Origin of the sequence: uncultured Halopseudomonas sp. (assembly GCF_963977355.1) — a bacterium.
Taxonomy (GTDB): Bacteria; Pseudomonadota; Gammaproteobacteria; order Pseudomonadales; family Pseudomonadaceae; genus Halopseudomonas.
The window spans coordinates 28919-47819 of sequence record NZ_CAXBOV010000029.1; the positions used below are offsets into that span (position 1 = coordinate 28919).

Here is an 18901-nt window from a genome sequence, read left to right on the forward strand (position 1 = left end):
AGCGCAGCAAGCGTGAAGCCTGAATAAGAGAAAAATACATTTCACAGAGAACGTCATGTCCGACTTCAAAACATTACAGCTCGAATTCACCGACACCAACATCGCTACGCTGTGGCTCAACAGGCCAGAGAAGAATAACGCCTTCAACGCCGAGATGATCCGCGAATTTCTGCTGGCTTTCGACGAGATAGAGGCGCGGCCTGAACTGCGCTTTCTGTTGCTCCGTGGCCGTGGCAAGCATTTTTCCGCTGGCGCCGACCTGACCTGGATGCAGGAGAGTGCAAAGCTGGACTACAACGCCAATCTTAACGACTCCCGTGAGCTGGCCCAGGTCATGGCCAGTCTGTACCAACTCAAGTTGCCCACCCTCGCGGTCGTGCAAGGCGCGGCCTTTGGCGGCGCCCTGGGTCTGATTAGTTGCTGCGACATGGCCATCGGTGCCGAGGACAGCCTGTTCTGTCTTTCCGAGGTACGGATTGGCATTTTGCCGGCGGTGATCAGCCCTTATGTAGTCAAGGCCATTGGTGAGCGCGCGACCCGACGTTATGCCCTGACCGCCGAACGTTTCAATGGTGAGCAGGCCCAACATCTGGGTCTGCTCGCAGCCTGTTATAACGCACAGGATCTGGACCAGGCCGTTAGCGACTGGACTAATAACCTGCTGCAGAACGGTCCCGCCGCCATGCGCGCCACCAAGGCGCTTTTGCAAGAGGTCAAACAGGGTGAGCTGACCCCGGCGCTGCGTCGTTATACCGAAGCGGCCATCGCCCGTGTACGCGTTAGTCCTGAAGGTCAGGAGGGGCTCTGTGCGTTTCTCGACAAGCGCAAGCCGGCCTGGCAGGAGAAATGACATGAGCCATGTGCGCAAGGCGCCCAATACCCCCATCACCTGCTTGCTGGTGGCCAATCGTGGCGAGATAGCCTGTCGCATCATGCGCACCGCAAAAGCCATGGGGATTCGTACCGTGGCAGTCCACAGTGAAATAGACCGCAACGCGCGTCACGTCCTGGAGGCTGACATGGCGGTCAATCTGGGCGGAGCCAAACCTGCCGATAGCTACCTGCGGGGCGATCTGGTCCTGGCCGCAGCCAGGCAAAGCGGCGCCCAGGCGATACATCCAGGTTATGGCTTTCTGTCAGAAAACGCCGAATTTGCCCGCGCCTGTGAAAACCAGGGTGTGATCTTTATCGGACCGCCAGCAAGCGCAATCGATGCCATGGGCAGCAAATCCGCTGCCAAAGCACTGATGGAAACTGCTGGGGTACCCCTGGTGCCGGGATACCACGGCGCCGAGCAAGACCTGGAAACCTTCCGTGCTGAAATCCAGCGTATTGGTTACCCGGTCCTGCTCAAGGCCGTTGCCGGTGGTGGTGGCAAGGGCATGAAGGTAGTCGAGCGTGAAGCAGACCTGACCGACGCACTGGCCTCTGCTCAGCGTGAGGCCAAGGCAGCATTTGGCAACGACTCCATGCTGGTTGAGCGCTATCTCGCTCGCCCGCGGCATATCGAGATCCAGGTGTTTGCCGATCAACAGGGCAATTGTATTCACCTCAACGAGCGCGACTGCTCCATTCAGCGGCGCCATCAGAAAGTGATTGAAGAGGCCCCTGCCCCCGGTCTTTCTGCGAAATTGCGTGAGGCCATGGGCGAAGCTGCGGTGCAGGCTGCCCGGGCAATCAACTATGTAGGGGCAGGTACCGTAGAATTTCTGCTCGACGAGCAGGAACGCTTCTATTTCATGGAAATGAATACTCGGCTGCAAGTCGAGCACCCCGTTACCGAGGCCATCACTGGTCAGGATCTGGTGGCCTGGCAGTTACAGGTCGCACAGGGCCAGGCGCTGCCGTTGCAACAGCATGAGGTTCCGCTGCGCGGCCACGCCATGGAGGCCCGACTATATGCCGAAGACCCCCTTAATGACTTTCTTCCGGCCAGTGGCACGCTGCAACTTTATCGTGAACCGATTCCGGGCGCGGGTAGACGTCTGGATAGCGGAATCAGTGAAGGCGATGACGTATCACCCTTCTACGATCCTATGCTGGCCAAGGTCATAGCCTGGGGCGATACACGAGAAGCGGCTCGGCTGAATCTTCAAGCCATGCTCCGCGAAACAGCGATTGCCGGTGTCCAGACCAACCTGGCCTTTCTGGGCCGAATCATTAACCACCAAGCTTTTGCCAACGGGGAGCTGGATACCGGATTCATACCGCGTCACGCTGCAGATCTGCTACCAGCCAAGACTCCGCTGAGCGACGAATTCTGGCAGCTGGCAGGAATGGCGTGGCTGCTCTGTTTACAGCCACACCATCGCGCTGATGATCAAGCGTCACCCTGGAGCACCCTGCAACCGGGTTGGCGAAGCGGATCACCCTTGAGCAACCGTTTGCATCTGCAGTGCGGCAGCGAAGATCGCCAACTAGAACGACTCAACACGGCTGGCTGCAGCTACAACCCAGCCGAGCAACAGGTCGTTGTTATTCGTGACCGCTTGCTGCATCGGTACCCGGTGATTATCCGCGGTCAGGTGCTATACCTCTTGTGGCAGGATCAGTGGTTGCGCATAGAAAAAGTCGACCCGATCAGCCGCGTCGCCCGCGAACAGCAGCAAACGGGTGGATTGCAGGCACCCATGAATGGCAGCATTGTGCGGTTGCTCATCAAGGTAGGCGATCAGGTTGATGCGGGAGCCGCGCTGCTGGTGGTCGAAGCGATGAAGATGGAGCACAGCATCCGCGCGCCCCATGCCGGGACGGTGGTCGCCATTTTTTGTAGCGAAGGGGAACTGGTCGGCGAAGGCACCCTGCTGGTCGAACTGGAGGAAACACCATGAACATGCAGAATATGCCATCATCGGTGAGCCTGGTCGATGTAGGCCCGCGTGATGGCCTGCAGAACGAATCTCAACCTATTGCTGTGGCAGACAAGGTACGTCTGGTCGACGATCTTACGGCAGCGGGTTTGCAGCATATCGAAGTCGGCAGTTTCGTATCGCCCAAGTGGGTGCCGCAAATGGCCGGCTCGGCAGATGTTTTCGCGGCTATCAACCAGCAATCTGGCGTGCACTATTCAGCATTGACTCCCAATATGAAAGGTCTGGAGGCGGCCCTGGCAGCTGGTGTCCGTGAGGTCGCGGTATTTGCTGCCGCCTCCGAGGCGTTCTCCCAGCGTAATATCAATTGCTCTATCGCCGAGAGTATTGAGCGTTTTGCCCCGGTATTAGCGGCTGCACAAGAGGCCGGCGTCAGAGTGCGTGGCTATATCTCTTGCGTGCTGGGTTGTCCCTACCAGGGAGACGTATCCTCGGAGCAGGTCGCCCAGGTTGCCCGCGAACTCCACGCTATGGGCTGTTACGAGGTTTCACTCGGTGACACCATAGGCACCGGGACACCCGGAGCTACACGGGCATTGATCGAGCGTGTTGCCCAGCATGTGCCCCGGGAACAATTGGCCGGGCATTTTCATGACACCTATGGACAGGCCCTGGCAAATATCTACGCCAGTTTGCTCGAGGGTGTTCGTGTGTTTGACAGTTCCGTCGCCGGCCTGGGCGGCTGCCCCTATGCAAAGGGCGCCACTGGTAACGTGGCAACCGAAGATGTGCTGTATATGTTGAACGGACTGGGAATCGAAACCGGGATCGATCTCGATCTGTTGATAGACGCCGGTGCGCGGATCAGTCAGGTCCTGGGCAGGAAAAATGGTTCGCGGGTCGCCAGGGCCACTCTGGCCGCGCGATAGTCTGGGCTGGCCTCATCCCGGTGCCGGGCTGCGGCCCGACCACCGGGAATGATCAGAATCACAGCCAACACCTAAGCAACTGCTTCATCAACCTCTTTTACAGCCTTGTTTTTAATCAACAACCCCTTGGCCAGCAAACCCAGAGTCATCACCGCCGATTCGGTTTCCCGGTTCCATGGCACACCACAATTGAGCCTCATGCAGTGGTTAAACTGCTCCGAATGACTGAACACAGCACCAGGGGCGATACTGATATCGTGCTCCAGAGCCTGCTCGAACAAGCGTTGCGCATCAATTCCCCCGGGTAGGCTGATCCATAAGATAAAGCCACCTGCAGGTCGGGTGATCTGAGTGCCCTCAGGAAAATATTGCTGCACCGCCAACTGAAAGCTGCTCAGGTTCTTGCGGTATTCCTGACGCAGATAACGCAGGTGACGGTCGTAACCGCCGTTCTCAAGATACGCCGCTACTGACATCTGACTGACGCTACAGGCTGACAGCGTGGTGAAGGTCTGCAATTTCTCGATGGCATTCTGATGCTTTCCGGCAATGACCCAACCCGTGCGTACTCCGGGTGAAATGGTCTTGGAAAAACTCGAGCAATACATCACGGTATCCGAACAATCAAAGGCCTTCAGCGCCTTGGAACGGCCGGGCTCGAACATCAGCTCACCGTAGATATCATCTTCGATAATCGGCAATCCCCGCTTGGCCATCATAGCCACCAGTTTGCGCTGCCGGTCCTCGGGCATGGTTGCCCCCATCGGATTGCCCGCGCGTGCGGTAAGAACCAATGCCTTGATCGGCCATTCATTTGCGGCTTTTTCCAGCGACTCCAGGCTGAGCCCGCTATCAGGATCAGTCGGAATTTCTATTACTTTCAAGCCCAATAGATCACACAACTGGACCAGACCGTAATAGCTGGGGGCCTCGGTGGCAATCAGATCACCGGGGCTGGTGACCGAGCGCAGGCATAGTTGAATCGCCTCAACGCACCCATTGGTAATCACGATCCGGGAGGGATCAACAACTGCACCTGCGTCACGCATGCGGATTGCTATCTGCCGCCGCAATGGCTCATAGCCGGGGCTGAAGATATAGCTGTAGGCCTTCTGGCTGTGAAACCGCGTCACCTTGCTCATCTGCTGATGCAGTGCACGCAGGGGGAGATATTGACTCGATGGCACAGCGGCGCCCAGCGGCATTACGCCTTCGCGGCGTGACTGGTGGAGAATTTCGCTGATGATGCCGCTGCGCGTGACTGCATAGGGTTGTTCGACACGCGCGATGGGCGGTGTCGGTGCAGTCAGGACGGGCGCATTGTGAACGAAATAGCCAGACTGCGGCCTGGCCCTGATCAGACCCTGATCCTCCAGCGTCGCATAGGCATGCAATACGGTGGCATGACTGACACCCTTCTGGGTGCTCAGTTTGCGTACCGAGGGGACGCGCTCACCGGGTTGGTAAAACCCGTTGCGGATATCTTCGGCCAGTTGCCGGGCAATCTGTTGGTATAAAAGGCTGCTCATTGCTGTTCTCCTGCATGCCTTTCTACCTTAATTCAGCGGTAAATTGGTCAGCGCCATACAGTTGCGGGAAAAAATAGCACAACAGCATAACAGTGGCAGCAACTGTGCGGGCTCAGTACAGGCAGAAACAAACTGTTCCGTTATTCGTTGATTACTGGGCCAGGTACGGCACCTGACGTCACCATTTGCAGCGCCCAGACCTCTCGATACTTCTCCAGTAGCTGCTGAGGCACACCCGTGCGCGAAAGATCGAACATGGCCTGCGCCAGGGCGGCGCGCAAATCGGGAGAGTTGCATGCCGAATTGTGCGACAGGGTCAGAAAAAGCTGCTCGGTCATGAGCGAGCCATCGAGGGTTTCCAGCTTATCGGCAATGCCCATCTGCTGGGCAATGGATATACCTTGATAGCGCTCATAAACCACGTAATCGGCGCGACCTCGCAGCAGCTTCTGAAAAGACTGTTCGATTGAGGGCACCGGCTCGATCTGCAAATTGTCCGCTGCGAAACGGTCAAAGCGATTACCAAAGCTGTTATTGAGCACCGTGCTACCGGTCTTGCCCCGCAGGTCGTCCCAGCCGCTGTAGGGGAAAATCCCCTCGGAACGTACAAAGATCACACTGGGTACTTCTGCGTAGGCAGGATGGATGTAATCCATATAGCCCAGCCGCTGCCGGGTCAGGAATGCACCCGCAAGCATATCGACGCGGCCACTGCGCACTTCTTCCTGCGCCCGTGACCAGGGTCCTACGTTGAGCATGTCGAGTTTGATATTGCTCTGGGCCAGGGCTTTTTCAAGAAGCTCCGCTCCTGCACCTATCAGCCGCTTCTCATCTGTGGGATCAACCCAGAGAAGCGGCGGATATTGCGGATTACCCGTCGCCACGATTCGCTCGCACAAGGGCGCGGCGTTCACCGCTAACGGCGTTGTCAGCGAAAACAACGTGAGTGCGCCAAAACCGGCCAGCTTTGCAGCCCTGCGCACATAACGGGTACCTGCCGTTGCCAGTCTCATTGCGGACTCCTCGGAATGACCAGATCAAAAAGCGATTCGTTCGTTGCAGTATAGACGTATAGCGACTGTTTTTTTCAGCCTTCTTAAGCAGTTTTGGCAACGCCACTGTGAAATCGGAACTCCACATCATCTTCAGCCATGGCCTGAGCTTCCAAAATCGCAAACTCAGCGATGCGCGCATCGATCGGGCCGTCCGCAAACTGCCGCGCCAGCGCCAGGTAGTCTCGATAATGACGCGCTTCGGATTTGAGCAGGGAGCGATAAAAGTCTCCCAGTTCCTCATCCAGGTGCGGAGCCAGACAGGCAAAACGCTCACAGGACCGGGCTTCGATAAAAGCGCCGATGATCAGTGTATCGATCAGCCGACCAGGCTCTGTAGTACGCACATGTTGACGTAGACGCTGGGCATACTGACTGGCAGAGAGCCCTCTATATACAACCCCGCGTCGCTGCATGATGGCCGTCACCTGCTCGAAGTGCCGAAGTTCCTCTCGGGCCAACCTGGACATTTTTTGCAGCAGGTCCGGTTTGTCCACGTAGCGAAACATCAGATTCAATGCTGTTGATGCGGCTTTTTTTTCACAATTGGCATGATCGATAAGCAGCTCGGCAGGGTGAGCCAGCGCCTGAGACACCCAAGCTTGCGGGGTGCGCGATGGAAGAAAATCGATAAGTTCTTGGGGCAGAGTCATTGGGCATCACGATTTCAAGTAAATGTTTCGGAATCAGCGCATTATCCACGACTCCCGATGCAAGCGCACTCAGGGGATTTGATCCAAATCAACAGCATTTGGGCAAAAACAGACTACATTGATACTAGCTAGAGACAACAGCAGAACTAAAACAGCACTAACCGAAAACAGGGAGATAGGCCATGCAAGCAATCAAGCGAATACTGGTTGTAATTGATCCGACACAGACCGAACAGTTGGCACTCAACCGTGCCAAACTGATCGCGGGTGTGATCGAATCCGATCTACACCTACTCGTGTGCGAGAACCGGCAGGACCACAAGCCGATGCTCGAAAAGCTTTGCGCCGACCTCAAAGCGGAAGGCATGCATGCCGAATGCAGCCAGGCCTGGCACAGCAACCTCACTGACACCGTTGTCCTCGTGGCGGCATCCCAGGGATGCGGCCTGGTCATCAAACAACATCTGCCTGATAGTCCGTTGAAAAAGGCACTGCTGACTCCCGATGACTGGAAACTACTGCGTTACTGCCCTGCCCCTATCCTGCTCGTCAAGACCACCGACTCCTGGATGAAAGGTAGCGTTCTTGCAGCTGTCGATGTAGGCAATCACGATGATCAGCATCATGTTCTGCACGACACCATCGTCAGCCACGCAGCTGATATTGTCGACATGATCAACGGCAGTCTGCATCTGGTCAGCGCGCATCCAGCGGCGATGATGTCGGCGTCAGACCCGGTATATCAAGTGCGGGAAAATATTGCCGCACGCTATCGTGCGGAATCAGAGCGGTACATCGCTGGACATCAGTTAGATGATGGTCATGTGCATATCGACGAAGGCCCGGCGGACACACTGATCCCGCGAATTGCCAAGCAGATCGGCGCAAGCGTTACCGTTATCGGCACTGTAGGTCGCAAGGGTATTGCCGGCGCACTGATCGGCAACACGGCAGAAGTCATTCTCGACCAACTAGAGAGCGACATTCTGGTGCTAAAGCCCGAGGACACCATGGCGCATCTGGAAAACCTGCTGGAGAAGTAAATTCGACAACAGGTAGCGAGCTGCAGGCGGCAACGCTGAGCCGGACGACAAGTCCGGCTTTAGACCTTCAGCTTGCAGCTTTATCACAGCCTGACTGTATGTCGCTGGTAGTAAGCCTCGGAAAGATTGAAGTAATCCCTGTCGATCTCCTCCCGGAGCTGCTTGACATTCACCCCGTTGTATCCCGCCCTGGCGCGCATTCCACACTCCTCTAGCGCAGGCGCATCCGCGCGGCTGAGCAGGCGCCAGATTTGCAGACTGATGGGTTGCTCTTCGGTAAAAACCAGTTGTCTGGCTTCCATTGCCCCACGAAGCTCCAAAGCTGACACGACTTCTATCCTGGCCATGACTAACTGCGTCAGCAACTGCTCAAGACGGCTCCAGACAGCTTTTTTCTGATCATTCTGGTAACGGTTCCAGTCGATGATTTCGTGACTGAATCGCTTGCACCCCCGGCATACCAGATCACCATAAACGGTCGAACAGAGTCCTATGCAGGGCGTTTTGCTGGTGTAAGAGATTTCTGTCATGTGCGGCTCCGCTGCGGAAGCTCATGGTAAACCAACCTATCTCGTCGCCCCAACCTGTTGACCTGCGATTTTATAAGCATCTGATACGAAGGTCCCAGAGCCCTCGAGCTTAACTTTGGCTCACGCTTGCTGTAGAATCAGCCCGCCGTTAGGGCTGCGTGATCCGTTGCCAGCTTGCCCGCCAGCAGCAACAGGCCGAGCCTGCTCTCCAGCCCTAAGTCCGGCATGCAGGGGAAGCACTGAATAACTCCCTTTTCGCAAGATGCTTATTCAGTGCTTCCCTGGTCCGTGAGGATGACCGTTCCGCCGCAGGCAGAACAGACTGATGAGGGTAATAACTGTGCTTGAAGCCTATCGCAAACATGTAGAAGAGCGCGCAGCCTTGGGCATCGTGCCCCAGCCGCTGAATGCCGAACAAACCGCTGGTCTGGTTGACCTGCTGAAAAACCCACCGGCTGGCGAAGAAGAGTTTCTGCTCGACCTTCTGACCAACCGCGTACCCCCGGGCGTTGATGAAGCGGCCTACGTCAAGGCCGGCTTCCTGGCTGCCGTGGCCAAGGGCGAAGTCACCTCTCCATTGCTGACCAAACTGCGCGCCGTAGAACTGCTCGGCACCATGCAGGGCGGTTACAACATCGTCACTATGGTCGATCTGCTGGACAACGACGAGCTGGCCGCTGCTGCAGCTAAAGAGCTGAAGCACACGCTGCTCATGTTTGATGCCTTCCACGACGTCGCTGATCGCGCCAAGAACGGCAACGCCCATGCCAAGGAAGTCATGCAATCCTGGGCTGATGGCGAATGGTTTACCAACCGCCCTGCAGTACCCGAGAAAATCAGCCTGAGCGTCTTCAAGGTGCCAGGCGAGACCAACACCGACGACCTCTCTCCTGCTCCTGATGCCTGGTCACGTCCCGACATCCCGCTGCACGCACTGGCCATGTTGAAAATGGCCCGTGACGGCATCGTCCCGGACGAGCAAGGCGCTGTCGGCCCGCTGAAAATGATCGAAGAAGTCAAATCCAAGGGCTTCCCGGTTGCCTACGTAGGCGACGTGGTGGGTACCGGTTCTTCGCGCAAGTCAGCTACCAACTCCGTACTCTGGTTCTTCGGTGACGACGTTCCCTATGTACCGAACAAGCGTGCCGGTGGTTTCTGCTTCGGTAACAAGATCGCTCCCATCTTCTACAACACCATGGAAGATGCCGGCGCCCTGCCAATCGAATTCGACGTCAACGAAATCGACACCGGCGACGTGATCGATATTTACGTCTATGACGGCAAGGTTTGCAAGCACGGTACTGACGAAGTCATCACTACCTTCGAACTGAAAACGCAGGTGTTGCTCGACGAAGTACGCGCCGGCGGCCGTATTCCGCTGATCATTGGCCGCGGTCTGACCGACAAGGCGCGCGCCGAATTGGGTCTGCCCGCTGCCGACCTGTTCCGCCTCCCCGATGTACCGGCTGCCAGCACCAAGGGCTTCACCCTGGCGCAGAAGATGGTCGGCAAGGCTTGCAACGTCGAAGGCGTGCGCCCCGGCACCTATTGCGAGCCGAAGATGACCACCGTTGGCTCACAGGACACCACTGGTCCTATGACCCGCGACGAGCTGAAAGACCTGGCTTGCCTGGGCTTCTCCGCCGATCTGGTCATGCAGTCGTTCTGTCACACCGCGGCTTACCCCAAGCCCATCGACGTGACCACGCACCACACACTGCCCGACTTCATCCACAACCGTGGTGGCGTTGCGCTGCGTCCTGGTGACGGCATCATCCACAGCTGGCTGAACCGTATGCTGCTGCCCGACACAGTCGGCACCGGCGGTGACTCGCACACCCGTTTCCCTATGGGCATTTCCTTCCCGGCCGGTTCCGGTCTGGTTGCCTTTGCCGCTGCCACCGGTGTGATGCCGCTGGACATGCCGGAATCGGTTCTGGTTCGCTTCAAAGGTGAAATGCAGCCCGGTATCACCCTGCGTGACCTGGTCCATGCAATTCCCTACTACGCGATTCAGGAAGGTCACCTGACCGTCGAGAAGAAAGGCAAGAAGAACGTCTTCTCTGGCCGTATTCTCGAGATCGAAGGTCTGGATCATCTGACTGCCGAACAGGCATTCGAACTGTCTGATGCATCCGCCGAGCGCTCTGCTGCCGGCTGTACCATCAACCTGAGCGAAGAGTCGGTTGCTGAGTACCTGAAGTCCAACATCGTGCTGTTGCGCTGGATGATTGCCAACGGTTATCAGGATCCACGTACCCTGGAGCGTCGCGCCCAGGCCATGGAAGCCTGGCTGGCAGATCCCAAGCTGATGAAGGCCGATCCGGATGCCGAGTACGCTGCAATCATCGAAATCGATCTGGCCGACGTGAAAGAGCCTGTTCTCTGCGCTCCAAACGATCCGGACGATGCTCGCCTGCTGTCTCAGGTTGCTGGCGAGAAGATCGACGAAGTATTCATCGGTTCGTGCATGACCAACATCGGTCACTTCCGCGCTGCCGGCAAGCTGCTCGAGAAGAACAAGGGCGCCCTGCCGACCCGTCTGTGGCTGGCTCCGCCGACCAAGATGGATCAGTTCCAGCTCACCGAAGAAGGCTATTACGGCATCTATGGCAAGGCTGGTGCACGCCTGGAAATGCCTGGCTGCTCCCTGTGCATGGGTAACCAGGCACGTGTAGCTGCCAAGTCCACTGTGGTTTCCACCTCCACGCGGAACTTCCCGAACCGCCTGGGTGATGGCGCCGATGTGTACCTGGCCTCTGCCGAGTTGGCTTCGGTCGCGTCCATTCTGGGTCGTCTGCCGAGCGTTGAGGAGTACATGGGTTACGCGGCTGAGCTCAACAGCATGTCCGCTGATATCTATCGCTACATGAACTTCAACGAAATCGAGTCCTACCAGAAAGCTGCAGCGTCCATTCCGGTCACTGAGCTGTAAGCACCTTGCAGTATAAAAAACCCCACTTCGGTGGGGTTTTTTTATGCCTTGAACATATTTGTCATTGCGCAGTCCAAACCAGCGAACCCGATTATAAGTTTGAAGGAAGCAACATCTATGAAGCAGTGGATTATGGCAGTGGCATGTGGTTTCGGCATTCTGACCCTCGCCGGTTGCGCCAGTGATTATTTGATCACCACCAATGATGGAACCATTCTCGAGGCTTCCGACAAGCCAGAGATCGATGAAGATACCCAGATGATCCGCTATGAAGACAGCGAAGGCCGGATGCATCAGATTCCGCAATCTGACATCGATCAGATCCAGGAACGCTGATTCTAAAGCTGGAATCTGAACAGGCACGCGCTTGGTAAATGCCCGTGCCTTTTATTTTTTACGTCTTCCACGATCAATATCCCGGTCTTCACATACGCCCATTCGGTTGAATATCATATCTCGCTAAACGCATCGTCAACTTTACCAATACGTTTGTCTTGCAACAGCAGTTCGCTTTCCCTGTTGCGAACGGTTATGCACGCGAGCATCCGAAAAGTGGTTTTTTCTGCTATGAATAAGTATGGATTGAACTCGCAGAAACGGACACGTGACGGATCAATGGATAGAACACGGTCACTAAATTACAAACAAGCACGAAAATCCCTTACATGGAGCTTCAGGGCAACTACTTGCGCCTTGCTGCTGGTGTTGGCAAACAGCCTCTGGGCACAGGAAAGTGAACTGACTGTAGGCGTCTACCAGAATCCACCAAAACTCTTTCTCGATTATCAGGGCAAACCTTCCGGCATATTCGGAGATCTGCTAGCAGAAATAGCAAGCCGGGAAGACTGGAACATTAAAGCCGTCCCGTGCGAATGGAGCCAATGCCTGGAGCTGTTGAGCGCCGGGCAAATAGATATCATGCCGGATGTCGCTCGAACTGATGTCAGAGCCAGTAAACTGGACTTTCATGAGATTGCCGCGTTGCATAGCTGGTCACAAATTTACCAGCGCAACGGTGGCGCGATTCAGGCCATGTTAGACCTGGACGGCAAACAGGTAGCGGTACTTGCCGGCTCAGTGCAAGAGCGCTACCTGAAAGATCTTGCGGACAGTTTCGGCATCAGCGTGGCGTGGGTAAAGGTCAGCAGCTACGCCGAGGGTTTTTCACTCGTTTCCAGGAAAGAGGCTGACGCCGTTGTCAGTAATCATCATTTTGGCGATCAAATGACGATCTCGACAGACATCGTATCTACTCCGATTCTCTTTCAACCGGCCAAACTCTTTTTTGTTGGCGGCGGAGGCACTCACCTGGATGTGCTGAGTACGATTGACGGGTATCTCGATCGCTGGCAAAACGACACGAACTCACCCTATCACGACATCCTGCGACGCTGGAGTGGCCAAGCAGAGCGTATAACGATTCCGCCCTATCTGATTGGTCTGTCGCTGATACTTGCTCTGCTGCTCGTACTCACGCTGATATTCAACCGCCTGCTCCGCCATCGAGTAAACCTTCGTACCCGTGAACTTCAGGCCAGCGAGAAGCGCTTGAACACGATTCTCAACAGCGTGCAGGCGCATATCTATATCAAGGACACCAGCCTTCGTTACCAGTACGCAAACCATACGTTATGCGAACTCTTAGGCATGTCGCCAACCGAGGTCATGGGGCGCAGCGACGAGGAGTTGTTCGACAGCGCCACAGCAGAAAAACGTAATCGCACTGATAAACAGGTTCTCCAACCCGGGGCTCAAACCGCCAGCGAGGAAGTAACTGAACTGACGGCAGGTGGCGTCCAGCGCACCTTGGTTTCGGTAAAGATCCCCCTGCACGATGCAAACAACAATACCTACGCCCTGTGCGGCATTGATACTGACATTACCGAATATAGAAACATTCAAAAGGCAATACATCAGTTGGCCTTCTACGACCCTCTCACTGAACTGCCGAATCGAGGCCTGCTGATTGAGCGTGTCCGACATGCCTTGGCAAATCAGGAAAAGACCGGCTTTGAGGGTGCGTTGCTATTCATCGATCTGGATAACTTCAAGAATCTCAATGACACGCTTGGCCATGAGCAGGGTGACCAGTTACTTAAAGTGGTGGCCGACAGACTGCGCAAGCAAATACGCCCCACCGACACCCTGGCCCGCCTGGGCGGTGACGAGTTCGTACTTTTGCTTGAGGGCCTGCCGCAGAATCTCGATACCGCAGCAGATCAGGCTAAATTGCTGGCACAGGACTCCATCGAACTGATCAGTAACTCCGTGCAGATTAATCATGCATACCATGTTGTCACTGCCAGTATCGGTATCGTGATGTTCTGTGACGGGCAAAACAACCCCGATGAGTTGCTCCAGAGATCCGAGCTGGCCATGTATGAGGCAAAACAAACCGGGCGCAACAATGTGCAGTTCTTCAATCCGATAATGCAGGCAGAGGCTACCCGACGGGCAACTATAGAAGCCGATCTGCGCAGAGCCATCGAGCTGAACCAATTACAACTGCACGTACAGCCGCAGGTAGACCAGGCTGGACAGGTACTTGGTATGGAAGCGCTCTTGCGTTGGACACATCCCCAGGAAGGCCCCATCCCTCCGGGTAGCTTCATTCCCATTGCCGAATCCAGCGGGCTGATCATCAGCCTTGGTGAGTGGGTCCTGCATGAAGCCTGCGATCTGCTGGAGGAGTGGGCACAACAACCCGCTATGGCCCATATGACCCTGGCGGTGAATATCAGTCCCAAGCAATTCCGCCATCCCGGCTTTGTGAAAACAGTCCTCTCGCGGCTGGAAAATAGCAGCTTTAGTCCCGAGAGACTCGAGCTCGAACTTACCGAGAGCCTGCTGGTGGAGGACGTGGAAGCCACAGCCGAGCGTATGCGCGTTCTGGGTGAGCACGGCGTGCGCTTCTCCCTGGATGACTTTGGTACCGGCTATGCCTCACTCGGCTACCTGAAACGCTTGCCGCTGTTCCAACTGAAGATCGACCAGTCTTTCGTACGTGATGTGCTGACCGATGCTAACGACGCCGCAATTATCAGCACCATTGTTGCGTTGGGCAACAGTCTGGACCTGCGGGTCATTGCCGAGGGCGTCGAAACCCAGGCCCAGAGGGATCGCCTATTGGAGCTTGGCTGTCAATTCTATCAAGGCTATCACTTCGGCCGACCGGGCCCAGCAGTCCGACTGATCAGAACGACGTGAACCAGCTGCAACGGCTGTGAGACGAGCGGCAGGTCCCAGCTATGGCATGCTGGCACACAGACAGCTAGAATACGCCGCTTTCCGCTTCCGTACGTATCCGGCCCCGCCGCGCAGCCATGAGGTTCAGCATGTCCCAGGTCCCCTCGACCAGCCCCAAAGTCGGTTTCATCAGTCTTGGATGCCCCAAGGCCCTGGTGGACTCCGAACGCATTCTTACCCAACTGCGTACCGAGGGTTATCAGGTTGTCCCCACCTACGAGGATGCAGACGTCGTGGTGGTCAACACCTGCGGCTTTATCGATAGCGCCAAGGCCGAATCCCTGGATGCGATTGGCGAGGCCATTGCCGCCAATGGTCGGGTCATCGTGACCGGATGCATGGGCGTCGAAGAAAGCGCTATCCGTGACGTGCACCCCAGCGTCATGGCTGTGACCGGGCCGCAACAATACGAGCAGGTAGTCAACGCCGTGCATGAGGTCATACCGCCTCGCGCTGATCACAACCCGCTGATCGATCTGGTGCCGCCCCAGGGCGTCAAACTCACCCCACGCCACTACGCCTATCTGAAGATCTCCGAGGGCTGTAACCACAGCTGCAGCTTCTGCATCATTCCCGGCATGCGCGGAAAATTGGTAAGCCGCCCTGTGGGCGAAGTGCTAAGCGAAGCTGAAGGCCTGGCTAAAGCCGGTGTGCGTGAGTTACTGGTTATCTCCCAGGACACCAGCGCCTACGGCGTGGATATCAAATACCGCACTGGTTTCTGGAATGGCAGGCCGGTCAAGTCACGCATGACCGAGATGTGTGAAGCGCTCAGTGAGCTGGGTATCTGGGTTCGACTGCATTACGTCTATCCCTACCCCCACGTGGATGAACTGATTCCGCTGATGGCCGAAGGCAAGATCCTTCCGTATCTGGATATTCCCTTCCAGCACGCCAGTCCGAAAATTCTCAAGGCAATGAAGCGCCCTGCGTTTGAGGACAAGACTCTGGCGCGCATCAAGAAATGGCGCGAGATCTGCCCCGAGCTGACCATCCGCTCCACCTTCATCGTCGGCTTCCCCGGCGAAACCGAAGAGGACTTCCAGTACCTGCTCGACTGGCTGACTGAAGCTCAGCTGGACCGTGTGGGTTGCTTCAAGTATTCCGACGTTGAGGGTGCGGCGGCCAATGAACTACCTGATGCCGTGCCTGAAGAGGTCAAAGAAGAACGCTGGGAGCGCTTCATGGCGCACCAGCAAGTGATCAGCGCTGAACGCTTGCAGCAGAAAGTCGGCAAGACCATCCAGGTGTTGATCGACGAAGTAGATGAAGAAGGCCCCATTGGCCGCTCTATGGCCGACGCGCCGGAGATCGATGGTAACGTCTACATCAACACCGAAGAAACCCTTCAGCCGGGAGATATCGTAAACGTCAAGGTCTTTGATGCCGACGAATACGACCTTTGGGCGGAACTGGCCTGACACCTGTCCATACGGATCGAGGAGCCCCTCGATCCGCTTACCGTATATTCCTGTTTTTGCTCATCTCGACTCTTGGCAGTTAGCCAGAACTGCGGCATTATTTTCATTGCTCGGTCGCTTTTCCGCACCCACCCCCCCGGCATGGATGCCCGATAGCCGTCTGCCCATTACATCTGAGAAAGGATTCATCCATGCAGCACTCCATTGCGTGCGTTATTGCGTGTCTTCTTGCGACTCTTCTGCTTTCAGCCTGCAGCGCTCCCCAGCCTACCCATGTCGATAACCCAATGAGGGTCAACGGCGAAGTGCAAAGCCCAAACCACATCCACGCGGCAAAGGGCTTTCTTCGCAACATTGGTGCCGGTGAGGCCTTTAATTTGGGGGTAATCAAGACTATAGCTATCAGAGGAATTGAAGAGCCCGGAATAGCCGAGCTAGCCAATCGAGCCCTCGCCGATGTGGATGCTGAAGATTTCGAACTAATGCTTGCAGAGATCTACGCTCGTCATCTGAGCTACTCGCAACTGGTAGAGCTTGAGAAGCTCTCTGCAAACAAGGGAGTTGAGCATTATTTCGAGCTGGTTTACCAGGCGGCATTTGCCGGGAAACCAGCGGACGACCAGACCTTGATGCGTCAGCTGAATGCAGACGAACTCACTCAGGTCATGATACTCGCCCAGAGCGACGCTTTTACTGCATTGAGCATGGTACAACCAGACATTGATCGTGAAATTGACGAAGCCGCTGGCGCATGGGGAGAGATGACCATGCGCAGGTACATTGACGAGCAGAGAGCACGGGTACTCAAGGAAATGCCCAGTGATATTCAAAGCAGAAAAAACATACCTGCAACACCTGCCCTGTCGCTGTAAAAGCAGCTCTGACGTTCAACTGTCCTCATCCAGCAGCGAGACGCCGAGCTTGAGTGCGGTGTCCGTGACCGCATCTACCGGCGTGCGGTATTCGCTGGCCATCCAATGCAGGGCGATATGGATGACGCCGCCGAGGATGCCGGCCTGAAGCAATTCGTCAAAGGGTTTGCCCGGTCGCGCAAGCACGCGGGCAATATCATCACTGGTAGCCTTGAGTGCTTTCTCTATTGCTTTGTCCACCGCGGGGCTGATGCCGCGAATCTCGATCAGCAACAGGCGGCCGATGGTGGGGTTTTCCTTAAGCGCCTGGAAAAAAGCTCTCAACATCGCCCTGCTACGCAATACCTGATCTTTTCCCGCGGCCTGGGCCGCCGCCATATTGTCTTCACGCATCCAGCACGCCGCCTGTTCATAGGCAGCAATCAGCAACTCATCGCTATGGGCAAAAGACTCATAGAAATAGCGCTGGGTCAGTCCTGCGGCATCGCATACCTGTTTAACCCCGGAATGACGATAACCGTTTTCTCCGTACACACGCACAGCGGCGTCTATCAGCTGTTGACGTCGCTGCGCCCTGCGCTCCTCCACCGCTGAGCCGCGGTAGCGTCTTTTGGGTTCTGGAGCGTTTCCGGTAGGAGCTGCGTTGGTTGTTGTATTCATGAATTGAATTCTGACAATAGGGATTGCCAAATCTTATATGACAATTTAGATTGTCACCACCACCCATTGTCGGGACATTCCCATGAGCACAGCACAACAACAACAATTTCAACCCTCGCCACTGGACGTTCTGATCATCGGTGCCGGTCTTTCCGGTATCGGCGCCGCCCGTGCGCTGACCGATCAGTGCCCGGACAAGCGCTATCAGATACTCGAGCGCCGCGCCGCGATAGGCGGCACCTGGGATCTGTTCCGCTACCCCGGTATTCGCTCCGACTCGGACATGTACACGCTGAGCTACAGCTACAAGCCCTGGACTCACCGCAAGGCCATTGCCGACGGCTCGGACATCAAGCGCTACATTGAAGAGATCGCCGAAGAGTCGGGCATAACCAACAACATCCGCTTCCAGCGCAAGGTCGTTTCTGCGTCCTGGTCCAGCGAAGAAGCCCTCTGGACTGTTCAATCCCTTGCCACTGATCAGCAGGGTACGGAGCATGAGGAGGTTGTGAAGGCGCGCATGCTCTCGGTGTGCGCCGGGTATTACAGTTACGACGAAGGTTATCGACCGGATTTTCCCAATGAGGCCGACTTCAAGGGTCAGATTATTCATCCCCAGTTCTGGCCCGAGAACCTGGATTACGCAGGCAAGCGTGTGGTCGTGATCGGTAGCGGTGCTACCGCGGTAACCCTGGTACCCGCTCTGGCTCAAACCGCCGCGCATGTCACCATGCTGCAGCGCTCGCCCAGCTATGTGGTATCCCGTCCGCTGGAAGATGGTTTCGCCCGCGGCCTGCAAAAATGGGTGCCTATGCCTGCGGCACACGCCCTGACCCGCTGGAAGAACGTGTTACTGGGCTCGTTCTTCTACCGGATCGCGCGCAACAAGCCCGAGATGTTCAAGCAGCGACTGCTGCACATGGTCAAGACTCAGGTAGGTCCCGAGCTCGACATGAAACACTTCACCCCCTCCTACAAACCGTGGGACCAGAGGGTGTGCGCCGTACCCGACGGAGACCTGTTCCACGATATTCGCGCCGGTCGTGCCTCCGTCGTGACCGATACTATTGAGTCCTTTACTGCGGATGGTATCCGCCTTGCTTCCGGTGAAGAACTCCAGGCAGACATCATCATTACCGCTACCGGCCTCAAGCTGAATGCGCTGGGTGATGTGCAGGTGAGTGTCGATGGTGAGGCAGTGGCCTTTGGCGAGCACACCGC

At 56.2% G+C, this 18901-nt stretch carries 15 protein-coding genes; 10 read left to right on the plus strand and 5 right to left on the minus strand.

Annotated elements, in window-relative coordinates; translation table 11 throughout:
• Window positions 1-55: 55 nt before the first annotated feature.
• From AAC076_RS14910 to AAC076_RS14920, 3 genes are read left to right on the plus strand one after another with little or no spacing between them, the layout of a single operon-like run.
• Entirely contained in the window at window positions 56-850 is a 795-nt protein-coding gene (locus tag AAC076_RS14910) for a gamma-carboxygeranoyl-CoA hydratase (protein ID WP_339847167.1), read from the plus strand.
• 1 nt (window position 851) lies between these two features.
• Entirely contained in the window at window positions 852-2831 is a 1980-nt protein-coding gene (locus AAC076_RS14915) for an acetyl/propionyl/methylcrotonyl-CoA carboxylase subunit alpha (RefSeq protein ID WP_339847170.1), read from the plus strand.
• A gap of 2 nt (window positions 2832-2833) precedes the next feature.
• Window positions 2834-3739: a hydroxymethylglutaryl-CoA lyase gene (locus AAC076_RS14920; RefSeq protein ID WP_339847201.1), complete on the plus strand. Its 906-nt coding sequence runs from the start codon at window positions 2834-2836 to the stop codon at window positions 3737-3739.
• A 71-nt stretch (window positions 3740-3810) separates the two neighbouring features.
• Here AAC076_RS14920 and AAC076_RS14925 read toward each other — a convergent pair whose 3' ends face one another.
• The 3 genes from AAC076_RS14925 to AAC076_RS14935 form a co-directional block, all read right to left on the minus strand.
• Complete coding sequence (locus AAC076_RS14925; protein ID WP_339847173.1) at window positions 3811-5268, minus strand: PLP-dependent aminotransferase family protein; 1458 nt, start codon at window positions 5266-5268, stop codon at window positions 3811-3813.
• Between the two features lie 140 nt (window positions 5269-5408).
• A complete protein-coding gene (locus AAC076_RS14930) occupies window positions 5409-6281 on the minus strand; it encodes a transporter substrate-binding domain-containing protein (protein ID WP_339847175.1) in 873 nt (290 codons plus the stop codon).
• Window positions 6282-6364: 83 nt separating this feature from the next.
• Window positions 6365-6973 carry a tRNA-(ms[2]io[6]A)-hydroxylase gene (locus AAC076_RS14935; RefSeq protein ID WP_339847178.1) on the minus strand — a complete coding sequence of 203 codons (609 nt, stop codon included), beginning with the start codon at window positions 6971-6973 and terminating at the stop codon, window positions 6365-6367.
• Window positions 6974-7155: 182 nt separating this feature from the next.
• On the opposite strand from AAC076_RS14935, the gene AAC076_RS14940 reads away from it, so the two are divergent.
• Complete coding sequence (locus AAC076_RS14940) at window positions 7156-8016, plus strand: universal stress protein (RefSeq protein WP_339847180.1); 861 nt, start codon at window positions 7156-7158, stop codon at window positions 8014-8016.
• 83 nt (window positions 8017-8099) lie between these two features.
• Here AAC076_RS14940 and AAC076_RS14945 read toward each other — a convergent pair whose 3' ends face one another.
• On the minus strand, window positions 8100-8546 hold the full coding sequence (locus AAC076_RS14945; protein WP_339847181.1) for a DUF1289 domain-containing protein: 447 nt from the start codon (window positions 8544-8546) through the stop codon (window positions 8100-8102).
• Window positions 8547-8871: 325 nt separating this feature from the next.
• Between AAC076_RS14945 and acnB the strand changes: the two genes are divergently transcribed.
• The 5 genes from acnB (at window position 8872) to AAC076_RS14970 (ending at window position 17020) form a co-directional block, all read left to right on the plus strand.
• Window positions 8872-11481: a bifunctional aconitate hydratase 2/2-methylisocitrate dehydratase gene (gene acnB / locus AAC076_RS14950; protein ID WP_339847183.1), complete on the plus strand. Its 2610-nt coding sequence runs from the start codon at window positions 8872-8874 to the stop codon at window positions 11479-11481.
• 117 nt (window positions 11482-11598) lie between these two features.
• Window positions 11599-11817, plus strand: coding sequence for a YgdI/YgdR family lipoprotein (locus AAC076_RS14955; protein WP_339847186.1), 219 nt, complete (start codon window positions 11599-11601; stop codon window positions 11815-11817).
• Between the two features lie 366 nt (window positions 11818-12183).
• Complete coding sequence (locus tag AAC076_RS14960) at window positions 12184-14688, plus strand: EAL domain-containing protein (RefSeq protein WP_339847204.1); 2505 nt, start codon at window positions 12184-12186, stop codon at window positions 14686-14688.
• A 128-nt stretch (window positions 14689-14816) separates the two neighbouring features.
• On the plus strand, window positions 14817-16148 hold the full coding sequence (gene rimO, locus AAC076_RS14965; RefSeq protein ID WP_339847188.1) for a 30S ribosomal protein S12 methylthiotransferase RimO: 1332 nt from the start codon (window positions 14817-14819) through the stop codon (window positions 16146-16148).
• Window positions 16149-16339: 191 nt separating this feature from the next.
• The gene (locus AAC076_RS14970; RefSeq protein ID WP_339847190.1) at window positions 16340-17020 is read left to right on the plus strand and encodes a hypothetical protein; all 681 of its coding nucleotides are present in this window, start codon (window positions 16340-16342) and stop codon (window positions 17018-17020) included.
• 15 nt (window positions 17021-17035) lie between these two features.
• On the opposite strand, the gene AAC076_RS14975 is transcribed toward AAC076_RS14970, so the two are convergent.
• Window positions 17036-17680 (minus strand): TetR/AcrR family transcriptional regulator, encoded by a 645-nt coding sequence (locus AAC076_RS14975; protein ID WP_339847193.1) that lies wholly within the window; start codon window positions 17678-17680, stop codon window positions 17036-17038.
• A gap of 82 nt (window positions 17681-17762) precedes the next feature.
• On the opposite strand from AAC076_RS14975, the gene AAC076_RS14980 reads away from it, so the two are divergent.
• The coding region (locus tag AAC076_RS14980) for an NAD(P)/FAD-dependent oxidoreductase (RefSeq protein WP_339847195.1) at window positions 17763-18901 on the plus strand (1139 nt) is incomplete at its 3' end.

Bases quoted from the DNA above. Each gene is read 5' to 3' on its own strand.
- AAC076_RS14910 (WP_339847167.1), top strand. From the start codon at position 56: ATGTCCGACTTCAAAACATTACAGCTCGAATTCACCGACACCAACATC.
- AAC076_RS14915 (WP_339847170.1), top strand. From the start codon at position 852: ATGAGCCATGTGCGCAAGGCGCCCAATACCCCCATCACCTGCTTGCTG.
- AAC076_RS14920 (WP_339847201.1), top strand. From the start codon at position 2,834: ATGCAGAATATGCCATCATCGGTGAGCCTGGTCGATGTAGGCCCGCGT.
- AAC076_RS14925 (WP_339847173.1), bottom strand. From the start codon at position 5,268: ATGAGCAGCCTTTTATACCAACAGATTGCCCGGCAACTGGCCGAAGAT.
- AAC076_RS14930 (WP_339847175.1), bottom strand. From the start codon at position 6,281: ATGAGACTGGCAACGGCAGGTACCCGTTATGTGCGCAGGGCTGCAAAG.
- AAC076_RS14935 (WP_339847178.1), bottom strand. From the start codon at position 6,973: ATGACTCTGCCCCAAGAACTTATCGATTTTCTTCCATCGCGCACCCCG.
- AAC076_RS14940 (WP_339847180.1), top strand. From the start codon at position 7,156: ATGCAAGCAATCAAGCGAATACTGGTTGTAATTGATCCGACACAGACC.
- AAC076_RS14945 (WP_339847181.1), bottom strand. From the start codon at position 8,546: ATGACAGAAATCTCTTACACCAGCAAAACGCCCTGCATAGGACTCTGT.
- acnB (WP_339847183.1), top strand. From the start codon at position 8,872: ATGAGGGTAATAACTGTGCTTGAAGCCTATCGCAAACATGTAGAAGAG.
- AAC076_RS14955 (WP_339847186.1), top strand. From the start codon at position 11,599: ATGAAGCAGTGGATTATGGCAGTGGCATGTGGTTTCGGCATTCTGACC.
- rimO (WP_339847188.1), top strand. From the start codon at position 14,817: ATGTCCCAGGTCCCCTCGACCAGCCCCAAAGTCGGTTTCATCAGTCTT.
- AAC076_RS14970 (WP_339847190.1), top strand. From the start codon at position 16,340: ATGCAGCACTCCATTGCGTGCGTTATTGCGTGTCTTCTTGCGACTCTT.
- AAC076_RS14975 (WP_339847193.1), bottom strand. From the start codon at position 17,680: ATGAATACAACAACCAACGCAGCTCCTACCGGAAACGCTCCAGAACCC.